This is a genomic window from Acetobacter sp. A11-2 (assembly GCF_040208445.1).
In the GTDB taxonomy this organism is placed as follows: domain Bacteria; phylum Pseudomonadota; class Alphaproteobacteria; order Acetobacterales; family Acetobacteraceae; genus Acetobacter; species Acetobacter oryzoeni.
In genome coordinates, this window is record NZ_CP157843.1 from 237,027 (window position 1) to 260,334 (window position 23,308).

Here is a 23,308-nt window from a genome sequence, read left to right on the forward strand (position 1 = left end):
AAACCTGATGTCGTCCAAGTCTGAAATTCTTATTGTCGGTGGCGGAGTGGCAGGACTTGCCCTTGCAACGCGTCTGGGTAAAACACTTGGCCGGCATGGAAAAGCACGTATCACGCTTATTGATAAAAGCTTTTCACATGTATGGAAGCCCATGCTGCATTGCTTTGCCGCAGGCACAGTGCAGAATGAAAATGACCGCATCAGTTTTATGGCACAAGCCAGCAGCCACAATTTTGAATTCTGGCCTGGTGAAGTTGTTTCTATTGATAGAGAAAAGCGGGAAGTTGTTTTAAGCCCCCTACATGCATCAGACGGCAGCAAGGTTCTGGATAGCAGAACCATGACGTATGATGCCATTGTGCTGTCCATCGGAAGCCGCGCCAATGATTTTGGCACCCCCGGTGTACTGGAAAATTGTCTGTTTATTGATAATCTTGTTGAAGCAAATGCTTTTAATGAAAAGTTCAGAATGGAAATTCTGAAGTCATTTGCTGATAATTCCGAATTGGATATTGCTATTGTTGGGGGTGGGGCCACAGGCACTCAGCTCGCTGCGGAACTTCATAAATCTCTTGAGATTGTTGACCCGGTCAGCTTGCATGCATTTGGCAAGGCACCGCCAAAACTGAGCATCACTTTGTTACAGTCTGGCGCACGTATTCTTCCTGCCTTTCCGGAATCTGTTTCCATTGCAGCGCAGCAGGAACTGGAGCGGATTGGTGTGAATGTGCGCACATCTGCGCGTGTTGCTGCTGCTGATCCAACAGGGTTTACGCTTAAAGATGGCACACATGTGCCAGCTACCCTGCGCGTATGGGCAGCCGGTGTGAAGGCGCCGGAGGTGACAAAAACCTATGGCGGCCTTTCCCTAAGCCGTTCTGGGCAGATCAACGTCAAACCCAACCTGTGTTCTGTTGATGATGATCGTATTTTTGCAATGGGGGATTGTTCTTACATTGTAGATGATCCGCTGCCCGCTACGGCACAGGTTGCTCGCCAGCAGGCGCATCATCTGGCACAGCATCTGCCAGCATGGCTGGAAAGCGGTAAGGAAGTGCCTTCCTGCATCTTCCATAACAAAGGCGCCATTGTTGCATTGGGTAATTACAATGGCTGGGCCGCTCTGCCGGGTGGCCGCGTTATGGGGGGCGGTATGCTGCATGGGCTTTCAGCCCGTATTGGGCATATCATGCTGTATCGTCAGCACCAGATAGAACTGTTTGGCTGGATACGCGGCTTGGCTTCCATCTTTGCTGATATGGTAGAAACCGTTATTCGTCCTTCCGTGCGGCTGGACTGATCTGATTTGCGGTGCAACCAAGAAGCGTGAGCGAAGTTTGCCATGCTTCATCCATTGGATGGGATGAATGCGTAATTTTCGTCATTAAGGTTGCACCCAGCCAGAGCTGATAGAGTGATGATGCAAGTTTATGGGCGGGGAGGGCGGAGTGTACAGATCCGTCCTCCTGTCCTATTTTGATAACTTGAGAGACATGGGTGATAACAGAAGCTGTGCCGGTTTCCATAATACGGCGCATGCGTTCTGATATGTCAGAAACCTCTGCGGCCAGTTTAACAATCAGGCATTTATCCCCAATTTGCCCTTTGATATGTGAACAGCGCCAGAAATCCAGATAAGAAAATAACTTTTGCGCACCGTTTTTATCTGGTGTGGCAAAGAGTGCATGAATATTTATTAAATAATCATGCATGTAAGAGCGGAGAAGTTCCTCTCCAAACGCCTCTTTAGATGCAAAATAATGGTAAAACGAACCCTTGGGAATACCCGCAACTTCTAGAATTTGCGAAAGACCCACTGCCGAAAATCCGCGTTCAGCAATAAGCGCACGTGCTGAATCTACAATTTTCTTTTTTGCGATATCATGTTTTGTAGGCGTCTTCATGGGCGCGGGAATATCCTGATTTCTTTCAAAAAGTTTCTATATCTTTATCTAAACAAGCACAAATATCAGCCTGAAGATGCCAGAAATGAATGATGTCTTTGTATAATATCACGAGACATGTGCATTTGGAAAATATTGCAGCGGAAACATTGTTAAGAATATCTGTTTTTTTGTGTGGAATCTTCACGCCCATATGAAAAATGAGTATGCAGATTTCATCCATGATATTTTCATTTTTGCTCCATTATTGAGGCTTCATGAAACAGACAGCGTTTTGCAGGGCAGAGCTTGTAGCCGTTCTTTTGAATGTCAGAAAGGATACGCCCTGTGTGCTTACGCTGGAAAATGGTCTGGCCTTACCATCTGGCCCGTTAACCTTGGGCGGTCATTCCTTGCAAAAGGAACTATGCCGATGGGTGGAGCAGCAAACGGGCGTGGTATTGGGCCATACAGAACAGCTTTATACGTTTGCAGATACACAGGTGGCAGATAAAAGCCGCTTGGTGCGTATTTCCTATATGGCTCTGATCAGTTCCAATGCAGATCAGACAATAGCAGAGCGTTCCCTATATGATTATTTTCCGTGGGAGGATCGGAGAAATCCAGAGGCTCAGCCTCTCCTGGAAAGTATCATTTTATTACTGAAAAATTGGGCCGGGAAGAGTTCTGCCAAACAGCAAAGATGCGCCAGACTGTTTGGCCTTTCTCCGCATCCATGGAACGATGAACTGGCTTTAGATCGTTACGAACTTTTGTGGGAAGCTGGTTTGGTGCACGAAGCCAAACATTTTGAAGGACAACTTCAATTAGGTTTGCCCATGCAGGCAGATTATAGGCGCGTTTTGGCGACTGCTCTTTCGCGCGTGCGGGCTAAAATTCGCTATACAGCGGTTGTATTCGATCTGTTGCCACAAACGTTCACATTGTTGCAGCTTCAGCTGGCCATGGAAGCATTGGCGGGTTGTTGGATGCACAAGCAAAACTTCAGACGCCTAGTTTTGCAGCAAAAGCTTGTGGAAGAAACGGGTAATTTTGATGTTCCTCAGCAGGGGCGGCCTGCAAAACTATACTGTTTTCGGCCAGAAGCAGGGCAGAACTGCTATCTGGCTGGCGCTAAATTGCCGCTAACGCCATTGTTATAAAAAGTAGGTTCAAAGTGCTTGTTTTTCCTGTGCGGTACATATACTCAAATTGAGCATATGTACCGCACAGGAGGGTATTCATGTTGGTCGTCAATGTTCCAGACAGGGATACTCTGTATCAGCCTGTAGCCAGCATTATGGCACGAGATTTGTGGGAAGAACGGTATGCAGCGGATATTGAGGCGATTATACGCCTTAAAAAGCAGCATAATGCCGTTATTCTCGCGCATAACTATCAAACGCCAGAAATCTTTCATTGTGTGGCTGATATACGGGGCGATAGCCTCGCTCTTGCACGTGCAGCGCAGAATATAGATGCCGATATCATTCTTATGGCTGGCGTGCATTTTATGGCAGAAACAGCCAAATTGCTGAATGCAGAAAAGAAAGTTCTTATTCCGGATGTAGCTGCAGGTTGTTCTTTGGCGGAAGGCATTACAGCCGAGAATGTGCGTAGCCTTAAACAAGCGTATCCCGGTGTGCCTGTTGTAACTTATGTGAACAGCACGGCCGCAGTTAAGGCCGAAAGCGATATCTGCTGCACTTCAGGCAATGCGCGCAAGGTGGTGGAAAGTCTGAACGTTCCGCGTGTCATCATGATTCCAGATGAGTTTCTGGCCCGTAATATTCAAGCTGAAACCGGAATTGAAATGATAACATGGCCTGCACATTGTGAGGTGCATGAACGGTTTACCCCGCAAGAAATTCGGCAGTATCGGCGTATACATCCAGGGGTTAAAGTTGTTGCGCATCCTGAATGCCCACCAGAGGTAGTGGCAGCGGCAGATTATTCGGGCTCTACTGCCCAGATGATTGCCTATATTGCGCAAGAAAAACCCGAAAAAGTCCTTCTGGTAACAGAATGTTCTATGAGTGATAATTTGGCAGCAGAATATCCAAATACAACTTTTGTGCGGCCCTGTAATCTGTGCTCGCATATGAAGCGGATTACATTGCCCGCTATTCGAAAGTCTTTGGAAAATCTGGAGGCCGAGGTTGTTATTCCAGAAGCCTTGCAAGAGCGTGCCCGTTTGGCTGTTGAGCGTATGCTGCGTGTTTAAAGGCTAGGATAGGAGCTTTCATACATATGTCTTACACATGCCATTTTCCTGCTTTGTTATGGAAACCTGTTGTTCAAGACGCATTGTTTGAAGATCTGGGGCAGGGAGGAGATATTACCACGCAAGCATTGGTAACGCCGGGGCAGAAAATACGCGCAGTATTTTGTGCGCGTCATCCAGGTGTTATTGCGGGGCTTGAAGGCGCACGGCAAGCTTTTGCTTTGTTGGACGAGCATGTGCAGTTTCGTACCCTCAAGCAGGATGGGGACAGGCTGGCCATTGGTGATGTAATTGCCGAAGTAGAAGGCGATGCCCTAACTGTTCTGGCAGGAGAGCGGACAGCCCTGAATATCCTCTCGCATCTGAGTGGTATTGCCACTCAAACACGCCAGATGGTGGATGCAGTGGCGGGCACAAAAGCTGTTATTTGCTGCACCCGTAAAACACTCCCGGGTTTAAGGGCTTTGCAAAAATATGCAGTAAAGGCGGGGGGCGGTGGCAATCATCGTTTTCGGTTAGATGATGCTATTTTGATCAAGGATAATCACCTTGCCTTGTGTGATGGTCGGGTTGATGTGGCTTTGCAAAAAGCGCGTGAGCGAACAGGTCATCTTATGAAAATCGAACTAGAGGTAGATACGCTTCAACAGTTAAAAACTGCTCTAGCCTGCGGCGGTGCTGATGCCTATCTGCTGGATAATATGGATACGGACACTCTGCGTAAAGCTGTCAGTATGATCAAGGGCTCTGCCATAGCCGAGGCATCAGGCGGGATTACGCATGAAACAGTGCGCGCTGTTGCTGAAACCGGAGTGGATGTTATTTCTGCAGGGTGGCTAACCCATAGCGTAAAAGCTTTGGATATTGGTTTGGATTACATCTAGTTTTCCAAAATTATATCCAAAAGCTTTTATACTCTATGCAACCAATCTTAGGCTTGCATCTGAAAATCTGCCTGAACGGACACAACTGAAACAGGAGGCCAGAATTCCAATGCAATCTGCCCCTGTAGCTGTGCAAGCTGCTGTTGTATCCAACTCATGTAATCATGTAGGCCACGAATAATAATATCTTCTGCAGTTTGATCAGCAAGTGTCACGCGCAGTTCTGCAACACATTCCTGCAGTTGGCTGCAACGTGAACGCAAACCGGGATAAGAGGCTAAAAGCGCAAGCGTTTCATCCATCAAGCGCAAATTGGTAGCTAAGGACCGGCAGAAACCTTCATTCTTTAACAAGAAGCCTACAATATTGGCGGGCGTAATTGTAACAGGCCGCAAACGGCGGAAAGCATGGTAAGCTGCGGCAGAACGCAATACAGCTGTCCATTGTGTGATGTCGATTTCAGAACCGGGAGCCTCTCCCTGCGGTAGCAGCATATGGTAGCGAATATCTACCAAGCGCGTAATTTGGTCGCACCGCTCAAGCGTTTTGCCGAGTTTGTAAAAAAGCCATGCCTGATCGCGGTAAAGCGTACCTTCTGTAATACCAAAATGAGCCTGACAATCCTGTTTGATATGTGTGCACAAGCTGGAAAGACTGTTTTGATAAATGTCCTTTTCTTTTAGATCCAGAACCCAGCGCGTGAACACATTTAACTGTGTCCACATTTCAATAGAAACCAAAGGGCGAACAGCACGCGCATTTTCACGTATCGCGTGGGCAGTTGCGCAGATAGAAGCCGGGTTAGCCTGTTCTGTCAGATAAAAGCTGGCGACAGCGTCTGCATCGCCTGATGGGTGCAGGGCAAGAAAAGTTTGCTCGTCCGAGTTAATTTGCACAATGGAATGCCATGCAATCTGGCCGTTGGCATCGCGCACAAATGTTTCTGTCACTTCCAGAAGGCGGGCCAGATTTTCTGTGCGCTCCATATAGCGTGCCAGCCACATCATGCATTCGGCGTAGCGAGAGAGCAGGTGGCCCTGTGTTTCGTTCATCATGATGCCATCACCCATGTATCTTTAGAACCACCACCCTGAGATGAATTCACCACCAGAGATCCTTTGCGGAGTGCCACACGGGCCAAACCACCGGGCAAAACCCATACAGAGCGACCGGTTAAGGCAAAGGGGCGCAGGTCCACATGCCGGGCTTCCACGCCATCCGGGCAGAGGGTGGGGGTGACAGACAGATTGATAACGGGTTGGCTGATATAGTTGGAAGGATCAGCCAGTAATTTTTCTCTAAAATCTGCCAGTTCTTTCTGGCTGGCGTGAGGGCCAATTAACAGGCCATATCCCCCTGATTCCCCAACAGGTTTTATAACCAGCTTGTTCAGATTGGCTAATGTATAGGCAAGGCCGTCTGGTTCTGCACAGATATGCGTTTCAACACTTTGCAGAATGGGGTCTTGCCCTAAATAGTACCGAATAATGCGCGGCATATAAGCATATACGGCTTTATCGTCAGCCACACCTGTGCCTAAGGCATTAGCGAGCGTGACGTTGCCGCGTCGATACGCTTCTACCAATCCGGGAACCCCCAACAAGCTGTTAGGGTTAAATGCGAGTGGGTCTAAGAAATCATCATTCAGGCGGCGATAAATGGCATGTACGGCCCGCGGGCCGTTAACCGTGCGCATAAACACCCGATGGTTTTCAACAAACAGATCTTTACCTTCTACAAGAGGCACGCCCATCTCGCGCGAGAGAAAAACATGCTCAAAGTAAGCAGAATTATAAATGCCGGGAGAAAGAAGAACGATTTGTGGATCAACTACGCCTTCTGGGGCCACTTCACACAAGGTCTGGTGTAGGCGCAGGCCATATTCTTCAACCGAGCGAATGGGCAGGCCCGATGCCAGATCCGGCATAAGGCGTAGCATCATATGCCTGTTTTCAATAACGTAGGATACGCCGGAGGGCGTGCGGGCATTATCTTCCAAAATCAGAAACTGGCCGTTATCGTCCCGTATCAGATCCGTGCCGTTGATATGCACATAAACGCCGCCCGGAACATTTACCCCCACCATGGCCTCACAGTAATTGGGGTTATTCAGCACCAGTTCGGCGGGTAATATGCCATCACGCAGGATGTTTCGATCATGGTAAATATCATGCAAAAACAGATTGATAGCCTGAATACGCTGCTGCACACCGCGCTCTACGTGGTCCCACTCCTGTGCGGTAATAACGCGAGGGATGGCATCAAACGGCAGAATACGGTCAATCGCTTCCTTATCTGAATACACTGTAAAGGTAATGCCCATGCGGTAGAGTTGGGCCTCTGCAGCCTGCGTTCTGCGGCGCAGTTCTGACAGACTGAGTGCAGCAAGCCGGTCTTTTACACATTGTAGGGTGGCGGGCGTTGGATCACGCCGATTCATCAACTCGCAGAAAAAATCAGGGATGTGGTAATTATCCAGTAATCCTGAGGAAGTGGCCTGAGGGGGAGCATGCAGGGCTGTTGGTGTCATGGTTTCTCTCCCGTCAGGCTGGCGGCCAGTGCGGCCTCAACTTGTTTCACTACCGAATTAACTGAACAGGTTTCCAGATGTTTGCCAAGTCTAAAAAAGCGGCTACTTGAGCAAGTTTTTGATTGCGTTGGATATGTATTGCATGTGCAGACCATGCTGCTATGGTTTTACGCTACAAGTGTGTGTTCTTGTTGAACGAGGCAACAATGCTTGCCATAAATAAGATAAAAGACAGGGTTAGGGTTTGATGAGTTCTCACGTTATGCTGACGCATCAAACCTGCTATCGGTATGATAGGCCTGTCAGCATGGGGCCACAAACAATTCGGCTACGCCCTACGCTATATTCCCGCACACCTGTGCTCTCGTATAACCTACATGTGCAACCAACTGAATGCTTGGTAAATTGGACACAGGATGCACTGGGCAATCAGATTGCGTGTGTTGAATGTGCCGATCAGGTGACGCAGTTTGATATTGAAGTTGCGCTGATGGTGGATCTTACGCCGTATGATCCTCTTGCTCATACACTTATAGGCCCGGAACCTGTGAATGAGGGAAATGGGCACACGCCGCAGCATATAAGTGAGAATATGCAATCACTCATAGGTGCGCATCAGGTTCGGGCCGCACAAAACCCTTTGGATAAAATAAAAGCCCTTAACCAGCTTATCGCACAGCGGATTCAATACCAACGGCGTATGGAGCCGGGGGTCTGGACGGCAGAGGAAACATTGCAGCGTGCAAGCGGTTCTTGCCGAGATAGCGCATGGTTGCTGGTAAGTGCCGCGCGTCAGCTTGGTTTTTCGGCGCGCTTTGTTTCCGGTTATCTTATTCAGGAAGAATGTGCGGAAGGTAAGATGACAACCCTGAATGGTGACTTACACGCGTGGGCGCAGGTTCTTATCCCGCAAAAGGGTTGGATTGGGTTTGATACCACATCTGGGTTTCTGGCAGGAGCAGGGCATATTCCATTGGCAGTTGCAAATACACCGCAGGATGCAGCGCCAGTTTCTGGCGTGTTGGATTGTTGCAAAGCCGTATTTGATGTGTTCATGCAAGTGCAGCACTTACCCCAACAATGAAACGGTTTTTCTGCCAATCCTGCAACCATCTGGTGGGGTTTGAGGCGACACAATGTGAGTGCTGTGGTGTTACCGTAGGCTATTTGCCAGAGCTTGCTGCCATGACTGCGCTAGAACCACAGGCCGATGGAACATGGTTGCCTTTGGAAGAAAAGGCAGAAGGGAAAGCGCATGCCTTTTGTATCAATCATGCTTATGGCGTGTGTAACTGGCTGACATTATCCGCAGAGAATGATGCATCTGCCGGGTTCTGTATTGCCTGTCAATTTAACCGTGTGATCCCCAATCTGAATGTACCAGAAAACAAAGACCGTTGGTACAAACTGGAAGTTGCAAAACACAGGATGTTTTACACAATCCTGCGTTTGAAGCTTCCATTTAAAAACCGGCGGCAGGACCCGGAAAACGGTTTGGCATTTGATTTTTTGGATGATGCGGCAGATGGTTCTGTTGCCGTCATGACAGGCCATAGCAACGGCATTATCACGATTGCCACTAAGGAGGCAGATGATGCCTACCGTGAAAAGATGCGCATTGAAATGGGAGAGTATTACCGTACTCTGCTTGGGCATTTTCGCCATGAAATTGGGCATTATTACTGGAACGTTCTGGTAAGAGACGGTGGGAAGCTGGATGCCTGCCGTGCTGTATTTGGTGATGATCGTGCAGATTATCAGGCTGCGTTACAAACTTATTATGCGCAATCTCCCCCACAGAACTGGCGTGAGAATTTTGTAAGCTTTTATGCGACATCTCACCCATGGGAAGATTTTGCGGAAACATGGGCGCATTACTTCCATATCGTTTCTACACTAGAAACAGCATTGGCTTACGATATGACGGTAAGTGCTACAGTTGGTGGAGATGCTCCTCATTCTCCACATGGAGATCCATATACAACCATGCCTTTTGAGGAAATTATCGACGCATGGGTTCCGCTCACTTATGCGGTCAATAATTTGAATCGTTCCATGGGTTTGCCAGATTTTTATCCATTTACGTTAACTCAGGGCGTTCTACACAAACTGCATTTCATTCATGATCTTATTCGAGGTGCTCAGAATAAATCATAAACCCTTGGGACGTGTGGGCTTGATATATGCGCAAAATAAAACCCGATGCAGCCAAAGGAGCCGCATCGGGTTTTGAGTATTATGCTAGGCTAACAGAAAGTTGCGATTACACGCTTTCTGCAACCCAGTTTTTGCGTTTTGTTGCCTGGCCAATGCCGGGGTTCATGCAGTTGCAGGGATCAAGCTGCTGATAGTGGTCCAGCATGTTTTGCGGAGCCTTGTACAGGTGGCCCACATTATGCTCAGCCGGATAGCGTGCCCCACGGGCATCCAAACCGGGCAGCATTTCATGCTCAACAGCTATGGCATTGTAACCCTTCTTCACCACGTAGTCCTGATGCATGACATGGCAGAGGAAGTGGCCGTAATAGAGTTTAACAATCAGCTTGTTTTCAATATCCTGCGGAAGTTTTTCAAACCACTCCCGATCATTCCGGCGCAGGGCAACGTCTAGCGCCACAATGTCTTCTGCTTCCTTGTGGTGCACTGCGCGGTATCTTACAGCCGCGCCAGCAGCAGCAAAACGATGCAGGAAGGCAAGTTTGCCTTCTTCTGGCGTGCATTCAAAATATTCGCCAGTAACACTGCCAAAATATGTCTGCAGATATTGGCGCATAGGTCCAGCTAGATCGTGCGAGACCTTGAGCATGAGGTGGTGTTCAAACTTGTCCCGATAATCCAGCATCCGCTTAGGCAACTGGCGAGGCAGCAGGTAGCTGACAGCCTGCATGATCCGATCACTCAGGTGGTCGGGCAGGAAGCCAAGTTTTTTGGCAAAAATGTCAAACCGTGATTTCATGGCGAACATTTTTGGCAAGAACTTGGTGCCAAAATAACGGATAACTGCAAAGGTATCCTTGCCGTATTTTTCAGCAATATTAAACGCATCACGGTGGATATATTCCCCCGCAATCGGCAGTTCATTAAATGCTGTCAGTACATGGCGGCGCAGGTTTTCCAGCTCATCCGTATTGTTGGTGCCGATATAAAAAACAGATGTGTCTTTATTGGCAGGGAAGGTATCAAGGCGCACAGCAAACACAACCAGCTTGCCCGCGCAGCCTGCAGCTTCGTACCAGCGTGCCGGATCTGCATTGTAGCGGGCAGGGGTGTCGGCATCAATTTCGCGCACGTGGTTGATGTAATTGCCATCGTGCCCTTTGCCGGCGTTCCAATCAATATCTGCTTCTGTAAAGGTGCCAGCTTCCAGCTTCTGCAGTATGGCTTCCGGGTCATTCCCCAGTTGGATACCCAAGTGGTTAACGAGTTGCAGTTTACCATCCGGCCCGACCTGACCAAACACAGCCATTTCTGTATAGGCGGGGCCGCGCTGCACCAATGCGCCACCAGAGTTGTTGCTTACACCACCCAAAACAGAGGCACCAATACAGGAGGAACCAATAACAGAATGCGGTTCGCGCCCAATGGCAGCCAGCTTGCTTTCCAGTTCGTAAAGCGTGGCACCCGGTAGGCACACCACCTGCTTGCCGTTGCCAATCAGGTGAGATTTATCCAGCCGCAACGTGCTGATAAGCACGATATCACGGTCATAATTATTGCCATCGGGGGTGGAACCACCAGTCAGACCCGTATTGGCGGCCTGCATGATAATAATTTTATCAGCATTTACGCAGGCCTGAGCAACACGCCAAAGTTCGATAAGTGAGCCCGGCTGGACAACAGCAAGCACCTTACCCGCGCCAAAGCGAAAACCATGGGTAAAGCGATATGTGCTGTCTTCTCCGGTCAGGACATGGTGCTGGCCAGCTATATTCTTCAGCTGTTCAATCAGCTGTTTGTTGTTTTCTGCGGCGGTTGTCACGCATAAATCCTTTCTACGGCAGCCGGAGGTCGTGTTTCAGATACCGGCAAGAGTATAACGTAAAGCTGTTTTCACGGTTATGCCTGATATTGCGCCGTGAATAACAAATGACAAGAAACATGGCATAGGCAAGCAAGAAAGTCTTTGGCTACCCCCGTTTCTGGTAACGCATGGCTGTTATAACATGTTGGGGCGCGTTTGTCGTATTATCCTGAAATGCCCAACGCATCAGGCGGTTACTGGAGGGTGATGAAATGGATTGTTTAGAAAATTCTGAAAGATTTTTTATCAATGGGCAGTGGGTTTTGCCTTCTGCTCAAGATCAAAAAGACATTATCAACCCAGCAACAGAGAAGCCATGTGGCCGTATTGCATTGGCCCACGCGCAGGATGTGAATCGGGCTATTGAGGCTGCTCATGCGGCATTTGAGGCATGGAGCACCACAACGCGTGCAGAACGGCTAGAGGTTCTAGGCCGTATTCCCTCTATCTATCAGCGCAGAGCGGAAGAGATGTCGCGGGCGATCTCTCTGGAAATGGGGGCTCCCATCACTATCGCGCGGGAAAGTCAGACACCGGCAGGCTTGGCGCATATAGAAGAAACGCTAGATGCCTTGCGCCACTACAAGTTTGAGGAATGTGAGGATGATATTCTCATCACTCATGAACCCATAGGTGTTGCCGGGCTGATTACGCCATGGAACTGGCCCATGAACCAGATAGCCTGCAAGGTTATGCCTGCCTTGGCTGCCGGATGCACTGTTGTGCTCAAACCCAGTGAAATTGCACCTTTATCTGCCATGATATTTACAGAAATCCTGCATGAAGCAGGTCTGCCCGCTGGTGTATATAACATGGTGCAGGGTGATGGCCCTGTGGCCGGAGAAGCCTTGGCAAGTCATCCATTGGTCAATGTGGTGTCTTTTACCGGGTCAACACAGGCCGGTATTGCCGTGGCGCAGGCCGCAGCACCTACGGTTAAACGTGTTTTGCAGGAACTGGGCGGCAAATCTGCCAACATTATTTTCCCTGATACGGATTTTGCAGATGCAGTAGAACGGGGTGCCCAAGAGTGTTTTGGAAATTCTGGTCAGTCCTGTGATGCACCAACCCGTATGTTGGTGCCGCATGATCTGATGGAAAAGGCTATGGATATTGCTGCTAAAGTTGCGAATGGTCTGCGTGTGGGCGATCCGGCTGATAGCATGACAGAGCTTGGCCCCGTTGTAAGTGCCAGCCAGTTTAAGCGTATTCAGGCATTGATTGAAAAAGGCACGGCTCAAGGAGCCATTCTGGCTGCTGGCGGGGTAGGGCGTCCAGAAGGGCTTGCGCAAGGCTATTACGTGCGCCCAACCGTGTTTGGTCACGTGACATCAGATATGGTGATTGCGCAGGAAGAAATTTTCGGTCCGGTTTTGTGCATCATGGGGTATGCGGATGAAGATGATGCCATCCGGCTGGCAAATAGCACGCCATATGGTTTGGCGGCATATGTGCAATCTGGCAGCGAGGAGCGTGCGCACCGGGTTGCGCGTAAACTCCGGGCCGGCACAGTTACCCTTAATGGTGCAGCGTGGACCGTAAAGGCCCCGTTTGGTGGCTATGGTCTGTCTGGCAATGGCCGTGAATGCAGCCGCTTTGGAATTGCAGAGTTTCTGGAAACCAAAGCAATTATTGGGTACGGGGCAGACTCAAAGAAGCCGTGAACGGCTCGGAAAGAAACTATCATTGTCCTGGCACATTATGTTCAGGGCAGAAGTTTGTCCCAATCTTTGGGGTATTTTGAGATGCTCCAAAATACACATTTGCAAGAATTGATGCAGGTCATGGTTGGGATATCTGATTCAGGCTGGGATCAGCATGCAATGCAACAGAATGCATAAATGGGGGAAAGTATTATGGCACGTGTGGCAGGCAAGGTGGCTATTGTTTCTGGCGCCGCTAACGGCATAGGCAAGGCAACAGCACAGCTTTTGGCCAAGGAAGGCGCTAAGGTTGTTATTGGTGACCTGAAAGAAGAAGACGGGCAGAAAGCCGTTGCAGAAATTAAGGCTGCAGGTGGTGAAGCCGTATTTGTCAAATTGAATGTAACGGATGAGGCTGCATGGAAGGCTGCTATTGAGCAGACGCTCAAGCTTTATGGGCGGCTGGATATTGCAGTGAACAATGCAGGCATTGCGTATTCTGGCAGTGTGGAAAGCACATCTCTGGAAGATTGGCGGCGCGTTCAGTCCATCAATCTGGATGGCGTATTTCTGGGCACACAGGTGGCTATTGAGGCCATGAAGAAGTCTGGTGGTGGGTCTATTGTCAATCTGTCTTCTATTGAAGGCTTGGTTGGGGATCCAACATTGGCTGCTTATAATGCCAGTAAAGGTGGGGTAAGGCTGTTTACAAAATCTGCGGCTCTACATTGTGCCAAATCTGGTTACAAGATTCGCGTCAATTCAGTGCATCCCGGTTATATCTGGACACCAATGGTGGCCGGCCTCACCAAGGAAGATGCCGCTGCACGCCAAAAACTGGTGGATCTGCACCCCATTGGCCATTTGGGTGAACCCAACGATATTGCTTATGGTATTTTGTATCTTGCCTCGGATGAATCCAAATTTGTTACCGGAAGTGAACTGGTGATTGATGGTGGTTACACTGCACAATAAGCAAAGCAGTAAATGCAGCTGCATGCAGGTGTAAAGGAGTGAAATTTCATGTCCGGTAAAAAGCACTTTTCCCCACGGAGGGAGAAAAAACATGCAACACGGGAGGACCTGATTCTCGCCTTGCTCAATCAGTTTGGTTCTTCTGTAGAAACTGATCGGGAGAAATATCTGGATCTGGTGTCTGAAATTGCAGAAGCTGTAGATGGACGCCGAAAGAGAGCAGGCACAGTAGATGCTAGCGAAGGCAATCCAGACGTTAGCGGCTAAATATTTTTAAAAATTAAAGAGAATTAAAAAGAGCCAGCCATTTATCGCAATGACTGGCTCTTGTTTTATTTATGGCAGAGGGTGAGCAGCGTTCAGCTTTTCACGCTCTTCCAGCACAACACCCGGCTGCAGCGGTGTAGCGCGTTCCTTTTTAATATCATCAGCCGAGAAGGTGGGCGTAGAAGCCGCGCCACTCAGGGAAGAAACATAAGTCAGCAGAGCGGCAATTTCTTCATCAGACATGGATGACATGGAAGGCATGTACCCCATGTAGGAACCACCAGCTGCCTTCAGGCTGCCAGCAAGGCCGTTCAGCAGTACGTGCGTCACGTAGGTTTTGCCTTCAGGAGAAGCCGCAATTTTGTCAATGCGTCCTTTCAGGGGAGGAAACTGCCCAGGAACGCCATCGCCGCTGCTCTGGTGGCACATGGCGCAGTGCGTTGCATAAAGCTGTGCGCCATCTGCCGCTGCATGCGCCGCACCGGAAAAGCCTACGCCCCCGGTAACAGCTGCTAGCAGAGCGAGAACGGTCTTTTTCATAAAATACTCCTGAAAACTGTTCGATAGTGAAATGACTATACACGGATAGCCTATCTTCTCAACCTAAGGAGGTTGAAAGAATATGCTTTCTTTATTTCGAACAATCAGGGCGGAAGAAAGGCTTTGTGGCTACAAATAAGGGGGAAAACGGTTACATAGCCGCGCAAAAAGGGAGAACAGGGCGCATGAGGTGCTACGCATTTTGCGCGCATATTAAGATAATGGATAGAAAGCCACTTAATTGCAGCATTATTAAATTTTTAAAGGAAGAACGGTTTCACCGTTAAATGGAGCCAAGGGCGGCCCATATCTATAAAGTATGTATTCACAGAAATGTGACTACACCAAATTACACCAAACTATCAGGGGATTGGCAGTTTACTGCCGTTTAATGGTGCCCAAGGGCGGCCTTCATAAGCCCAATAAAAACAAATAGATACAGCGCAGTGGGTAAAAGCCTCGGCCGCTTTTTTATAGCGTTTTTTTGGGGTTCTGTCCCACAAATTCGGCACGGTGCGACTCTATGAGTGCCGCCGGGAATACGGCCTTCAAAGCGTGTGCTAGCGATGTTGCGCGGCGCTTGCTTGGCGAACCCAACAAAAGCCAGTCCACAAAAACAGAATGGCGCTGGGGAAGTCGTGGTTCGTTCTGTCTCGATGTGAGCAAGGGAACGTGGTTTGACAATGAAACCGGCGAAGGTGGCGGTGTTGTTGCCCTGGTCATGCGTGAACAGCGTGTGCCCAAGGCAGAAGCCATTAAGTGGCTGCAAGACCACGGATACCTTGAAAAATTAGAACGCAAACCGACCCAGAAAGGCCAGATTGTCCAGACTTACGATTATGTGAGCGAGGATGGTGAACTGCTTTTTCAGGTCTGCCGGATGGAGCCGAAGGACTTTCGCCAGCGCAGGCCACTGGAAGGCGGCAAATGGTCTTGGCAAACCAAAGGCGTGCGGCGTGTCTTGTATCGTTTGCCGGAAATCCAGCAAGCCATGCAGGCAGGTCAGCCGATCTATGTTGTAGAAGGCGAAAAATCAGCCTTACGCATGGCTGAATATGGCTTTGCGGCAACATGTAGTCCCGGCGGTGCAGGAAAATGGCGTGCAGATTATTCCAGCAGCTTGCGCGGTGCAGATGTAGTCATCCTGCCGGACAATGATGCACCCGGCAAAGATCATGCAAACCGAGTCGCCAAAGCATTGCATGGCAAGGCCAAGCGTGTGCGCATCCTTACATTGCCAGATTTGCCAGCAAAAGGTGATGTATTCGACTGGTTAGAGGCCGGACACGGTGCGCAAGAACTGGCAGCACTTGCAGAAGCAGCGCCAGATTATGATGCTGCCGATGTGGAACCCAAGGAAATTCTCTCACCAGATTGGCTGGAAATGTGCTTGCGTGATGATCGCGGGCAGCCGATTCCCAACGTAGCAAATGTGCTTCTGGCTTTGCGTGCAGACCCTGCATATTCAGGGAAATTCGCATACAACCAGATGGTCTGCCTGCCATACTTGGCACAACCACTCGGCCCGCAGGCGGAGCCGTTCACGCCACGTCCGATCACGGATGAAGATGTAACGCACGTTCAGGAACGCTTGCAGATTGCCGGTTTACGCCGTGTTAGCAGCGAAATCATGCACCAAGCTGTCAGATGTGTAGCCGTAGAACGCGCCTACCATCCTGTGCGTGATTATCTGAACGGCCTGCAATGGGACAAAATACCCAGACTTGATACGTGGCTGACAGATTACCTTGGTGCGGAAATGTCAGAATACCATGCCGGTATTGGCCGCATGTTCCTGATTGCAATGGTTGCTCGCATTTTCAAACCCGGATGCAAGGCAGACTACATGATGGTGCTGGAAGGCGAACAGGGTGCAAAAAAGTCTACAGCCTGCGCCATTCTAGGCGGTGAATGGTATTCTGATGGTATGCCAGACCTGAAAACCGGCAAAGATGTGCAAATGCATCTGCGCGGCAAATGGCTGCTGGAAATTGCAGAGCTTTCAGCCTTGGGCAAAGCCGAAAACGAGATGCTCAAGCATTTCATCACACGAACAACAGAACGGTTCAGGCCACCATTTGGCCGGTGTGAGGTGATAGAGCCAAGGCAATGTCTATTTGTCGGAACCACCAATAAATCCGTCTACCTGTCTGATGAGACAGGCGGACGCCGATATTGGCCCGTGAAGATAGGCGAAATTTCCATTGATGATCTGGCGGCTGATCGTGACCAGATACTTGCCGAGGCTGTTCATGCGTTTCGGCATGGTGCGCAATGGTGGCCAGATGCCAGTTTTGAGAAGTTTTTCATCAAACCAGAGCAAGAAGCACGTTTTGAGCAGGATGAATGGGAAGGCTTGATTGCAAACCATTTGATTGGCCGAAATAAAGTCACCATCCATCAGGTGGCGCATGACTGCTTATTCTTTGAAAACAAGAAGATAGGCACAGCAGACCAACGCCGAATTGCTAAAATTCTGGAACGCCTTGGTTGGAAGCGTGGCAGCCGAGGAAACGGCGGCGTAAGATTTTGGGAGACTTCACGATGGGTTTAGGACGCTTGATTAGTGACGCAGTGACGCACTGTGACGCACTTTCTTATAGAGCGCCCATGCGTGCGCGCACACACATACGCACGGACATACCCTTCTATAGAAAAGTGCGTCACAGTGCGTCACTGCGTCACTACATGATGACAGAATTTACTGACGCACTGACGCATACTGACGCACTTTCCTATAGAGCGCCCATGCGTGCGCGCGCACACATACGCACGGACAAACCCTTCTATAGAGAAGTGCGTCAGAGTGTGTCAGTGCGTCAGAAAGCAGTCCAATGACGAGCTTTTACAAAACCACATTCTGGAAACGCTTGCGTGCTGCGTGCCTGAAACGTGACCGGATATGCACAACGCCCGGCTGCAATGCCCGTGCTGTAGTGGCTGACCACATCATACCACGCTCCAAAGGCGGTGCAGACGCATTGGAAAACCTGCGTGGTCTATGCATTCGGCACCACAACATGCGCAGACACGGCAATGAACCATACCTCAAGGGCTGCAACACGAATGGTCAGCCCGTAGACCCAAACCACTGGTGGAATTCATGACTACAGACCTGACATCAACTTTTATTGCTGATCTGACCGCCCAATCTGAAACCGTAGATGCCAATCGTGTTGCAATGGCTTTAAATCAGGCATGGGGCATTGCATCCGATTATTGCGGGCAGGATGTGACCACCCTTGACCCGATGCCGCAGACCATCACCCGCACAGTGATGGACATTGCAGCAGCCATCTACCATCAGGCAGCGCGTGATCGGTCTATCACCCAAGACCAAACCGAAGGTGTGGGCGCAACCAGCTTTGGCCTTAGCGGATGGGCTGACATGCTGGAAAACCTTGACCCTTGGCGCGGCTTTCATGTGGCTTAAAAATCGCTCAGGGCTTGGGGTTCTCGACCGTGCTGGGGGTCAAAAAATAGTTAGTTCAAAATTGGGATTTTAAAAAATGGGCCTTCGTGGACCCGGTGCCAAACCGGTTTTAAAGACAAAGACCCCGGCACCATTACCGCTCTTTGGTGATGCACCCGGTGGGGACCAAGTTGCAAGCACCGGTGAACTTCCACTGGTAGGAGAAACGCGTGCAGAGCGGCTGATCTGCTGGATAGAACGCCTGACAATTACCAGTGGCGCTCTGGCAGGCCAGCCCATGCGGCTGGATGAGTGGCAGAAAGATATCATCCGCGCCTTGTATGAGACAGATGAAAACGGCCTGCGCTTTGTGCGCACCGGCGTTATCAGCATGGGCAGGAAGAACGGTAAAACAGGGCTGGCATCAGCTTTGGCGCTTGCCCATTTGTGCGGGCCGGAAGCTGTAAAACGTGGGCAGGTGTTGAGTGCCGCCGCAGATCGCGGGCAGGCGTCCATTGTGTTTGATGAGATGGTGGCCTTTGCCCTGGAACAGCCCCAGCTTGCAGCGCGTCTGGTGGTGCGGGCCTTCAATAAAACCGTAGAAGATGCCGTGACCGGCTCGGTCTATAAGGCACTGTCAGCAGATGCTCGTAAGGCACACGGCCTTTCACCAACCTTTGCGATTGCGGATGAGGTTGCCCAGTGGCGCGACCGTGATCTGTTTGACGCACTCAAGACCGGCGGCGGTGCGCACAGGGAAAGCCTGCTGCTGGGCATTTCCACCAGATCACCAGATGCAGATAACCCACTTGAGGAGCTTTTACGTTACGGTGCCAGTGTGGCAGATGGCACCTTCCCAGATCGGACGTTCAAGTCCTTTGTCTGGTCCGCGCCTATGGATGCAGACCCGTGGGTTGAGGCAACGTGGCGCATGGCAAACCCTGCGCTGGGCACATTCCGCAGCGTGGAGGACATACGCTCCCAGGCAATGCAGGCCATGCGCGTGCCGTCACAGGAAGCAGCATTCCGCGCTTACACCCTGAACCAGCCGGTGACAGCAGACGTGCGGTTTCTGCGGCCTGATGATTGGGATGCCTGCGCGGGAGAGGCCGAAGCAGCAGGCCCGTGTTATTGCGGGCTTGATCTGGCGTCAGGCGCATCTGATTTGACGGCCTTTAGCTTCTATTGGCCGGAAACCGGAAAACTGACCATCAAGGCATTCTTGCCAAGTGAGCTGGTGGACGTGAAGCAATCTGAAGATCACGCACCATATCGGGAATGGCTTTCGGCTGGTCTGATTGAAGCAATACCAGGGCGTGCCATTGATCGTGCATGGCTTCTGATGTGGGTTGCGCAAGCCATAGAAGGGCTGGATGTGGTTGCTATCGGGCTGGATAGGTGGAACCTGAAAGACTTGGAGGCCGTTGCAGACCGTGAGGGCATAAGCCTGCCGTTGTCACCCGTGGGCATGGGCTTCAAAGATCAGTCACCAGCCATAACGGCTTTTGAAACCGTGGTTCTGCAAGGCACGCTGCAACACGGCGGCAATCCATTGCTGCGCTGGGCTGTATCGAACGCGGCTTTGGACACTGACCCGGCGGGCAATCGCAAGTTGAGCAAGCAGCGTGCCAGAGGCCGTATTGACCCACTGGTTGCCAGTGTGGTGGCCGTAGGCTTGGCTGCAAGTGAACCCGCCGAGGAAGAACTATTTTTCGATGTGATCGCGTTGTGATGTTGACACAGGAATCGGGTTTTGGCAGGTTCAGTAACGGAGTTTGATCGCTCCTTATGGCTCTAGCGGTGACTGCACGTAACGCGGTATCCGCGCATATTGAAATTCTCTCCGGGGGCGTGGGCGCTGTCCAGGGCGCAAGCCTAAAAACCCTCGGCCTGACTAGAGCCAGGCGATCAACCCCCGGAGGCGTGCGCTTTGATCGGCGTGTTCCTTCGGCAACCTTGCTCTAGGAGTCGCACGCTATGCGCTCATTGTCTCGTCGTGACATTTTTCCCGCATTTGGAGCCACCGCACTGGCAGGCATTGCCGCCGCCGGGTTGGCAAAATCAGAAACCCTGACCGCCGCACCAGTTGCGAAGCCGGAAGGGCACAGCCCAATTATTGCTGCCCGTCATGAATATTTCAAAAATATTCGCCTTGCAGATGCAATGAATGCAGGCAATCCACCACAATCATACCCCAGCCATCCAGACTACGAAATATGGGATAGAAAGCACTTTAGTCTGCTAGAAAAAGCATGGGATGCAGCGGCCTTTATGGCGGATGTTCCATCAAAAACATGGGCAGATGTAAAAGCAAAAGCACAAGTTGCTAACAAGGAATTTACAGATTATTGCGCCTTCCATGTGATGGAAAACCAGAGCAATGAAACGCGCCTTGCTCTGTCCATTATCCAAGATATTGCACGCCTAAGCGAGCAGGAGGCGTAAGGATGTTTTTCCGCCATCCCTGCGAGCCAAAACCAGAACTTCCACCAGTTCCATTCCCTGTTTCGTTGCCGAGGCAAAGGGATAAAAATTGTCCCACCTTTGTTCTTGCAAATGAGGTTGTAAACTGATTTATAAGAATCAGATTGCATAGATATAAATAGGTTTATTTCTATCTAAGAAGGGTGTGAGTATGCGTTTTTATATTTCAGATTTGTCTAAGGCATCTGGGTTAACGCCTGCTCACATTGTGATGATAATGAATAATGCCTCGGAAACTTTAGGGGATGAAGATTTTTCCAAAGGGCGCGGTATAGCACGTAGTCTTTCTGTATTGGGCCTGAAGCGGCTTGCGCTCATTGGTGCGATTAGCAAGTTAGGGATAGGTATCATTCCATCAGCAAGGCTGGCGTATCTTTTTGCAAATGAACAGCCATATGGAGAAGTGAAGGGTGACCTTCCTTCTAATTGTGGAAGTTTAGTAACCAGAAAAGTGCGGGAAGATATTTATTTATGGAATGAAGATTTTGATTATATTGGGAACCTTCCTGCTACAGAAAGAGAGTTTAAATTTTTAGAGGTTCTTCTCGCAAGTGGATTAAAATATGAAAAGAAAACATTACATGGTGATCTTCTTATGGAGATTGTCGATAATTCACTTATTTATATGTCTACATCTAATTTAGCAGGTATTAATATTTTAGACCCGCATTTACAAGCTGCATATAAAATAAATAATTGGGATAAGGGAAATTATCCAAATATTACTCATGCATGGTCTGTCACAGAAGATGAACTAAATAAGTGGCAGAATATTAGAGAAAATGCGCTAACCCGCAGCACAGTAAATGTAAGTCTTGCAATTCGCGAGGCATTTTTCAAAGTAATACCGATGAAAACAGCGCACAGAGACTGATTTTGCCGTCAAATTCTGTACGCTGTTTTAAATGAAACAGGTAACTATGCCTCACTCCTCAAGTGTAAGCGAGGCATAGCTGAAGTACAAGTGGAATTCATCCAATGAGTGAAAATAAAGAACTTTCGCCATTTCAAACCATTGGCAGCCTCGTATCCAAACTTGTGGAGGACATGAACCCACACCGGGTTTTTGAGGAATTTTACCGTGAAGAAGTCAACGAATTTGGCTTTGTTTATGAAATGGAAGGGCTGTAAATGACACTCCGCGAAATGCAGGCACGTAAAGCAGAAATTGCAACTGAACTGCGTGCCTTGAATACTGCGCATCCAGATGCATTGCCAACCGAAGCGCAGACCCGTTGGACAGAACTGTCCACTGAATTGGCCGGTTTGGAAAGCCGTATGGCGCGTCAGGCGCAAATTGATGAACTAGACAGAACAGCGCCAGCCGATCGCATAGGCGGTGGTGCGCCAGTGCAGCCAGAAATCCGTGTTGCCGGGTTCGATGAACCAGCCAGAACGCCAGAGAATTTTGACGGCCTGTTCTTGCGCACACAAGAAGGTCAGACTGTTCCGGTTTTGGAGGCGCGGCATAGTCTTGCATCATTCCTGCCTGCAACAGAAAACCGCGCACAAGAACTCGGCCTTGGTGGCTTCTTGCGTGCGCTTTATCGTGGCCCGCAGACTGAACTTGAACGCCGCGTCATGTCAGAAAGCAGCATTGGTTCAGGCGGTGCACTTGTGCCTGTGCCAGTCGCTGCCGGTATTCTTGATGAACTGCGAGCAGCAACGGTTTCTTTCCGTGCTGGTTGCCGCACTGTGCCGATGGGTTCCCAGTCTCTTACATTCGGGCGGCTGACCAAAACACCAGTAGGTGCATGGCGGGCAGAAAATGCCGCCATTGTTGAAGATGAAAGCACCTTTGACCAGGTGAAAATGACCGCCAAGTCATGGGCATTGCGCTGCAAGATCAGCCGCGAACTGCTGGAAGATGGGCAGAATGTGGATAGCATTATCCGTTCCGCCTTTGCTGCATCTGGTGCTTTGGCATTAGATCAGGCCATTCTGTTTGGTGATGGCACCGCCAACAGCCCGCTTGGCATCGTCAACACGCCAAACATCCAGACAGCAGCTCTCAACGGCAAGCTAACAAACTGGGACCCGGTTCTTGATGCCGTGCTTGATCTGGAAAACGTGAATGCAGGCAAGGTGTCTGCCATGATTATGGCGCCGCGCACCAACCGTGCAATTCGTGGTTTCAAGGATGCCAACGGCAACCCATTATCTGCCCCGGCCGATGTTTCCACTATTCCGCGCCTCACAACCACAAGTGTTCCAGTTGACCAAGGCACGGATAAAAATGCCAGCAGCATTGTCATGGGTGACTTTTCCCAGGTCTATGTTGGTATGCGCACCAGCTTGCAGATTAGCGTGTTGAACGAACTGTATGCAGAAAACGGGCAGATTGGCTTCGTGGCATGGATGCGTGCAGACGTTCTGGTTGTGCGGCCACAAACATTGCTGACCCTGACAGGCATTACGCAATGACGGGCGCGACTGGCAGCGTGG

22 protein-coding genes are annotated in these 23,308 nt (G+C 49.9%); 17 read left to right on the forward strand and 5 right to left on the reverse strand.

The window, feature by feature from the left end; all coding sequences use genetic code 11:
• Positions 1-7 precede the first annotated feature (7 nt).
• A complete protein-coding gene (locus tag ABNV41_RS01190; RefSeq protein ID WP_050818394.1) occupies positions 8-1,300 on the forward strand; it encodes an NAD(P)/FAD-dependent oxidoreductase in 1,293 nt (430 codons plus the stop codon).
• Here the strand turns inward: ABNV41_RS01190 and ABNV41_RS01195 are convergent.
• A complete protein-coding gene (locus tag ABNV41_RS01195) occupies positions 1,272-1,904 on the reverse strand; it encodes a TetR/AcrR family transcriptional regulator (protein ID WP_050818393.1) in 633 nt (210 codons plus the stop codon). The genes ABNV41_RS01190 and ABNV41_RS01195 overlap by 29 nt on opposite strands.
• 257 nt (positions 1,905-2,161) lie before the next feature.
• Between ABNV41_RS01195 and ABNV41_RS01200 the strand changes: the two genes are divergently transcribed.
• The 3 genes from ABNV41_RS01200 (at position 2,162) to nadC (ending at position 4,991) form a co-directional block, all read left to right on the forward strand.
• Positions 2,162-3,046, forward strand: coding sequence for an NrtR DNA-binding winged helix domain-containing protein (locus ABNV41_RS01200; protein WP_050818391.1), 885 nt, complete (start codon positions 2,162-2,164; stop codon positions 3,044-3,046).
• 80 nt (positions 3,047-3,126) lie between these two features.
• Positions 3,127-4,107 carry a quinolinate synthase NadA gene (gene nadA / locus ABNV41_RS01205; RefSeq protein WP_050818390.1) on the forward strand — a complete coding sequence of 327 codons (981 nt, stop codon included), beginning with the start codon at positions 3,127-3,129 and terminating at the stop codon, positions 4,105-4,107.
• Positions 4,108-4,133: 26 nt separating this feature from the next.
• Complete coding sequence (gene nadC, locus ABNV41_RS01210) at positions 4,134-4,991, forward strand: carboxylating nicotinate-nucleotide diphosphorylase (protein WP_050818389.1); 858 nt, start codon at positions 4,134-4,136, stop codon at positions 4,989-4,991.
• A gap of 47 nt (positions 4,992-5,038) precedes the next feature.
• Here nadC and ABNV41_RS01215 read toward each other — a convergent pair whose 3' ends face one another.
• Both ABNV41_RS01215 and ABNV41_RS01220 read right to left on the reverse strand, forming a co-directional pair.
• Positions 5,039-6,061, reverse strand: coding sequence for an alpha-E domain-containing protein (locus ABNV41_RS01215; RefSeq protein WP_050818388.1), 1,023 nt, complete (start codon positions 6,059-6,061; stop codon positions 5,039-5,041).
• The gene (locus ABNV41_RS01220; protein WP_050818387.1) at positions 6,043-7,521 is read right to left on the reverse strand and encodes a circularly permuted type 2 ATP-grasp protein; all 1,479 of its coding nucleotides are present in this window, start codon (positions 7,519-7,521) and stop codon (positions 6,043-6,045) included. Before ABNV41_RS01220 ends, ABNV41_RS01215 begins: the two co-directional genes overlap by 19 nt.
• 247 nt (positions 7,522-7,768) lie before the next feature.
• Between ABNV41_RS01220 and ABNV41_RS01225 the strand changes: the two genes are divergently transcribed.
• Positions 7,769-8,605 carry a transglutaminase family protein gene (locus ABNV41_RS01225; RefSeq protein WP_050818386.1) on the forward strand — a complete coding sequence of 279 codons (837 nt, stop codon included), beginning with the start codon at positions 7,769-7,771 and terminating at the stop codon, positions 8,603-8,605.
• Positions 8,602-9,678 (forward strand): putative zinc-binding metallopeptidase, encoded by a 1,077-nt coding sequence (locus ABNV41_RS01230; protein ID WP_050818385.1) that lies wholly within the window; start codon positions 8,602-8,604, stop codon positions 9,676-9,678. The genes ABNV41_RS01225 and ABNV41_RS01230 overlap by 4 nt, the downstream gene beginning before the upstream one ends.
• Positions 9,679-9,784: 106 nt before the next feature.
• On the opposite strand, the gene dld is transcribed toward ABNV41_RS01230, so the two are convergent.
• Positions 9,785-11,500: a D-lactate dehydrogenase gene (gene dld / locus ABNV41_RS01235; protein ID WP_050818384.1), complete on the reverse strand. Its 1,716-nt coding sequence runs from the start codon at positions 11,498-11,500 to the stop codon at positions 9,785-9,787.
• Positions 11,501-11,754: 254 nt separating this feature from the next.
• Here dld and ABNV41_RS01240 point away from each other — a divergent pair, with 254 nt between their 5' ends.
• The 3 genes from ABNV41_RS01240 to ABNV41_RS01250 all read left to right on the forward strand — a co-directional run bounded on the left by ABNV41_RS01240 (position 11,755) and on the right by ABNV41_RS01250 (position 14,427).
• Positions 11,755-13,206: an aldehyde dehydrogenase family protein gene (locus ABNV41_RS01240; protein ID WP_050818383.1), complete on the forward strand. Its 1,452-nt coding sequence runs from the start codon at positions 11,755-11,757 to the stop codon at positions 13,204-13,206.
• Positions 13,207-13,398: 192 nt separating this feature from the next.
• Complete coding sequence (locus tag ABNV41_RS01245) at positions 13,399-14,160, forward strand: glucose 1-dehydrogenase (RefSeq protein ID WP_050820249.1); 762 nt, start codon at positions 13,399-13,401, stop codon at positions 14,158-14,160.
• Between the two features lie 48 nt (positions 14,161-14,208).
• Entirely contained in the window at positions 14,209-14,427 is a 219-nt protein-coding gene (locus ABNV41_RS01250; protein ID WP_050818382.1) for a hypothetical protein, read from the forward strand.
• Between the two features lie 69 nt (positions 14,428-14,496).
• Here ABNV41_RS01250 and ABNV41_RS01255 read toward each other — a convergent pair whose 3' ends face one another.
• Positions 14,497-14,967: a cytochrome c gene (locus ABNV41_RS01255; protein ID WP_087651857.1), complete on the reverse strand. Its 471-nt coding sequence runs from the start codon at positions 14,965-14,967 to the stop codon at positions 14,497-14,499.
• 523 nt (positions 14,968-15,490) lie between these two features.
• Here ABNV41_RS01255 and ABNV41_RS01260 point away from each other — a divergent pair.
• From ABNV41_RS01260 to ABNV41_RS01295, 8 genes are all read left to right on the forward strand, one after another.
• Complete coding sequence (locus tag ABNV41_RS01260) at positions 15,491-17,521, forward strand: VapE domain-containing protein (RefSeq protein WP_349934867.1); 2,031 nt, start codon at positions 15,491-15,493, stop codon at positions 17,519-17,521.
• 280 nt (positions 17,522-17,801) lie between these two features.
• The gene (locus ABNV41_RS01265) at positions 17,802-18,074 is read left to right on the forward strand and encodes an HNH endonuclease (RefSeq protein WP_050818380.1); all 273 of its coding nucleotides are present in this window, start codon (positions 17,802-17,804) and stop codon (positions 18,072-18,074) included.
• On the forward strand, positions 18,071-18,400 hold the full coding sequence (locus tag ABNV41_RS01270; protein WP_124297189.1) for a hypothetical protein: 330 nt from the start codon (positions 18,071-18,073) through the stop codon (positions 18,398-18,400). The genes ABNV41_RS01265 and ABNV41_RS01270 overlap by 4 nt, the downstream gene beginning before the upstream one ends.
• Before the next feature lie 76 nt (positions 18,401-18,476).
• Positions 18,477-20,111: a terminase TerL endonuclease subunit gene (locus ABNV41_RS01275; protein ID WP_349934868.1), complete on the forward strand. Its 1,635-nt coding sequence runs from the start codon at positions 18,477-18,479 to the stop codon at positions 20,109-20,111.
• Positions 20,112-20,356: 245 nt separating this feature from the next.
• Positions 20,357-20,824, forward strand: coding sequence for a hypothetical protein (locus tag ABNV41_RS01280; protein ID WP_349934869.1), 468 nt, complete (start codon positions 20,357-20,359; stop codon positions 20,822-20,824).
• 190 nt (positions 20,825-21,014) lie between these two features.
• Positions 21,015-21,737, forward strand: a complete 723-nt coding sequence (locus tag ABNV41_RS01285) for a hypothetical protein (RefSeq protein WP_050818376.1) — start codon at positions 21,015-21,017, stop codon at positions 21,735-21,737.
• Between the two features lie 104 nt (positions 21,738-21,841).
• On the forward strand, positions 21,842-21,994 hold the full coding sequence (locus ABNV41_RS01290; protein WP_349934870.1) for a hypothetical protein: 153 nt from the start codon (positions 21,842-21,844) through the stop codon (positions 21,992-21,994).
• Entirely contained in the window at positions 21,995-23,287 is a 1,293-nt protein-coding gene (locus tag ABNV41_RS01295; protein WP_124297186.1) for a phage major capsid protein, read from the forward strand.
• The last annotated feature ends 21 nt before the right edge of the window (positions 23,288-23,308 follow it).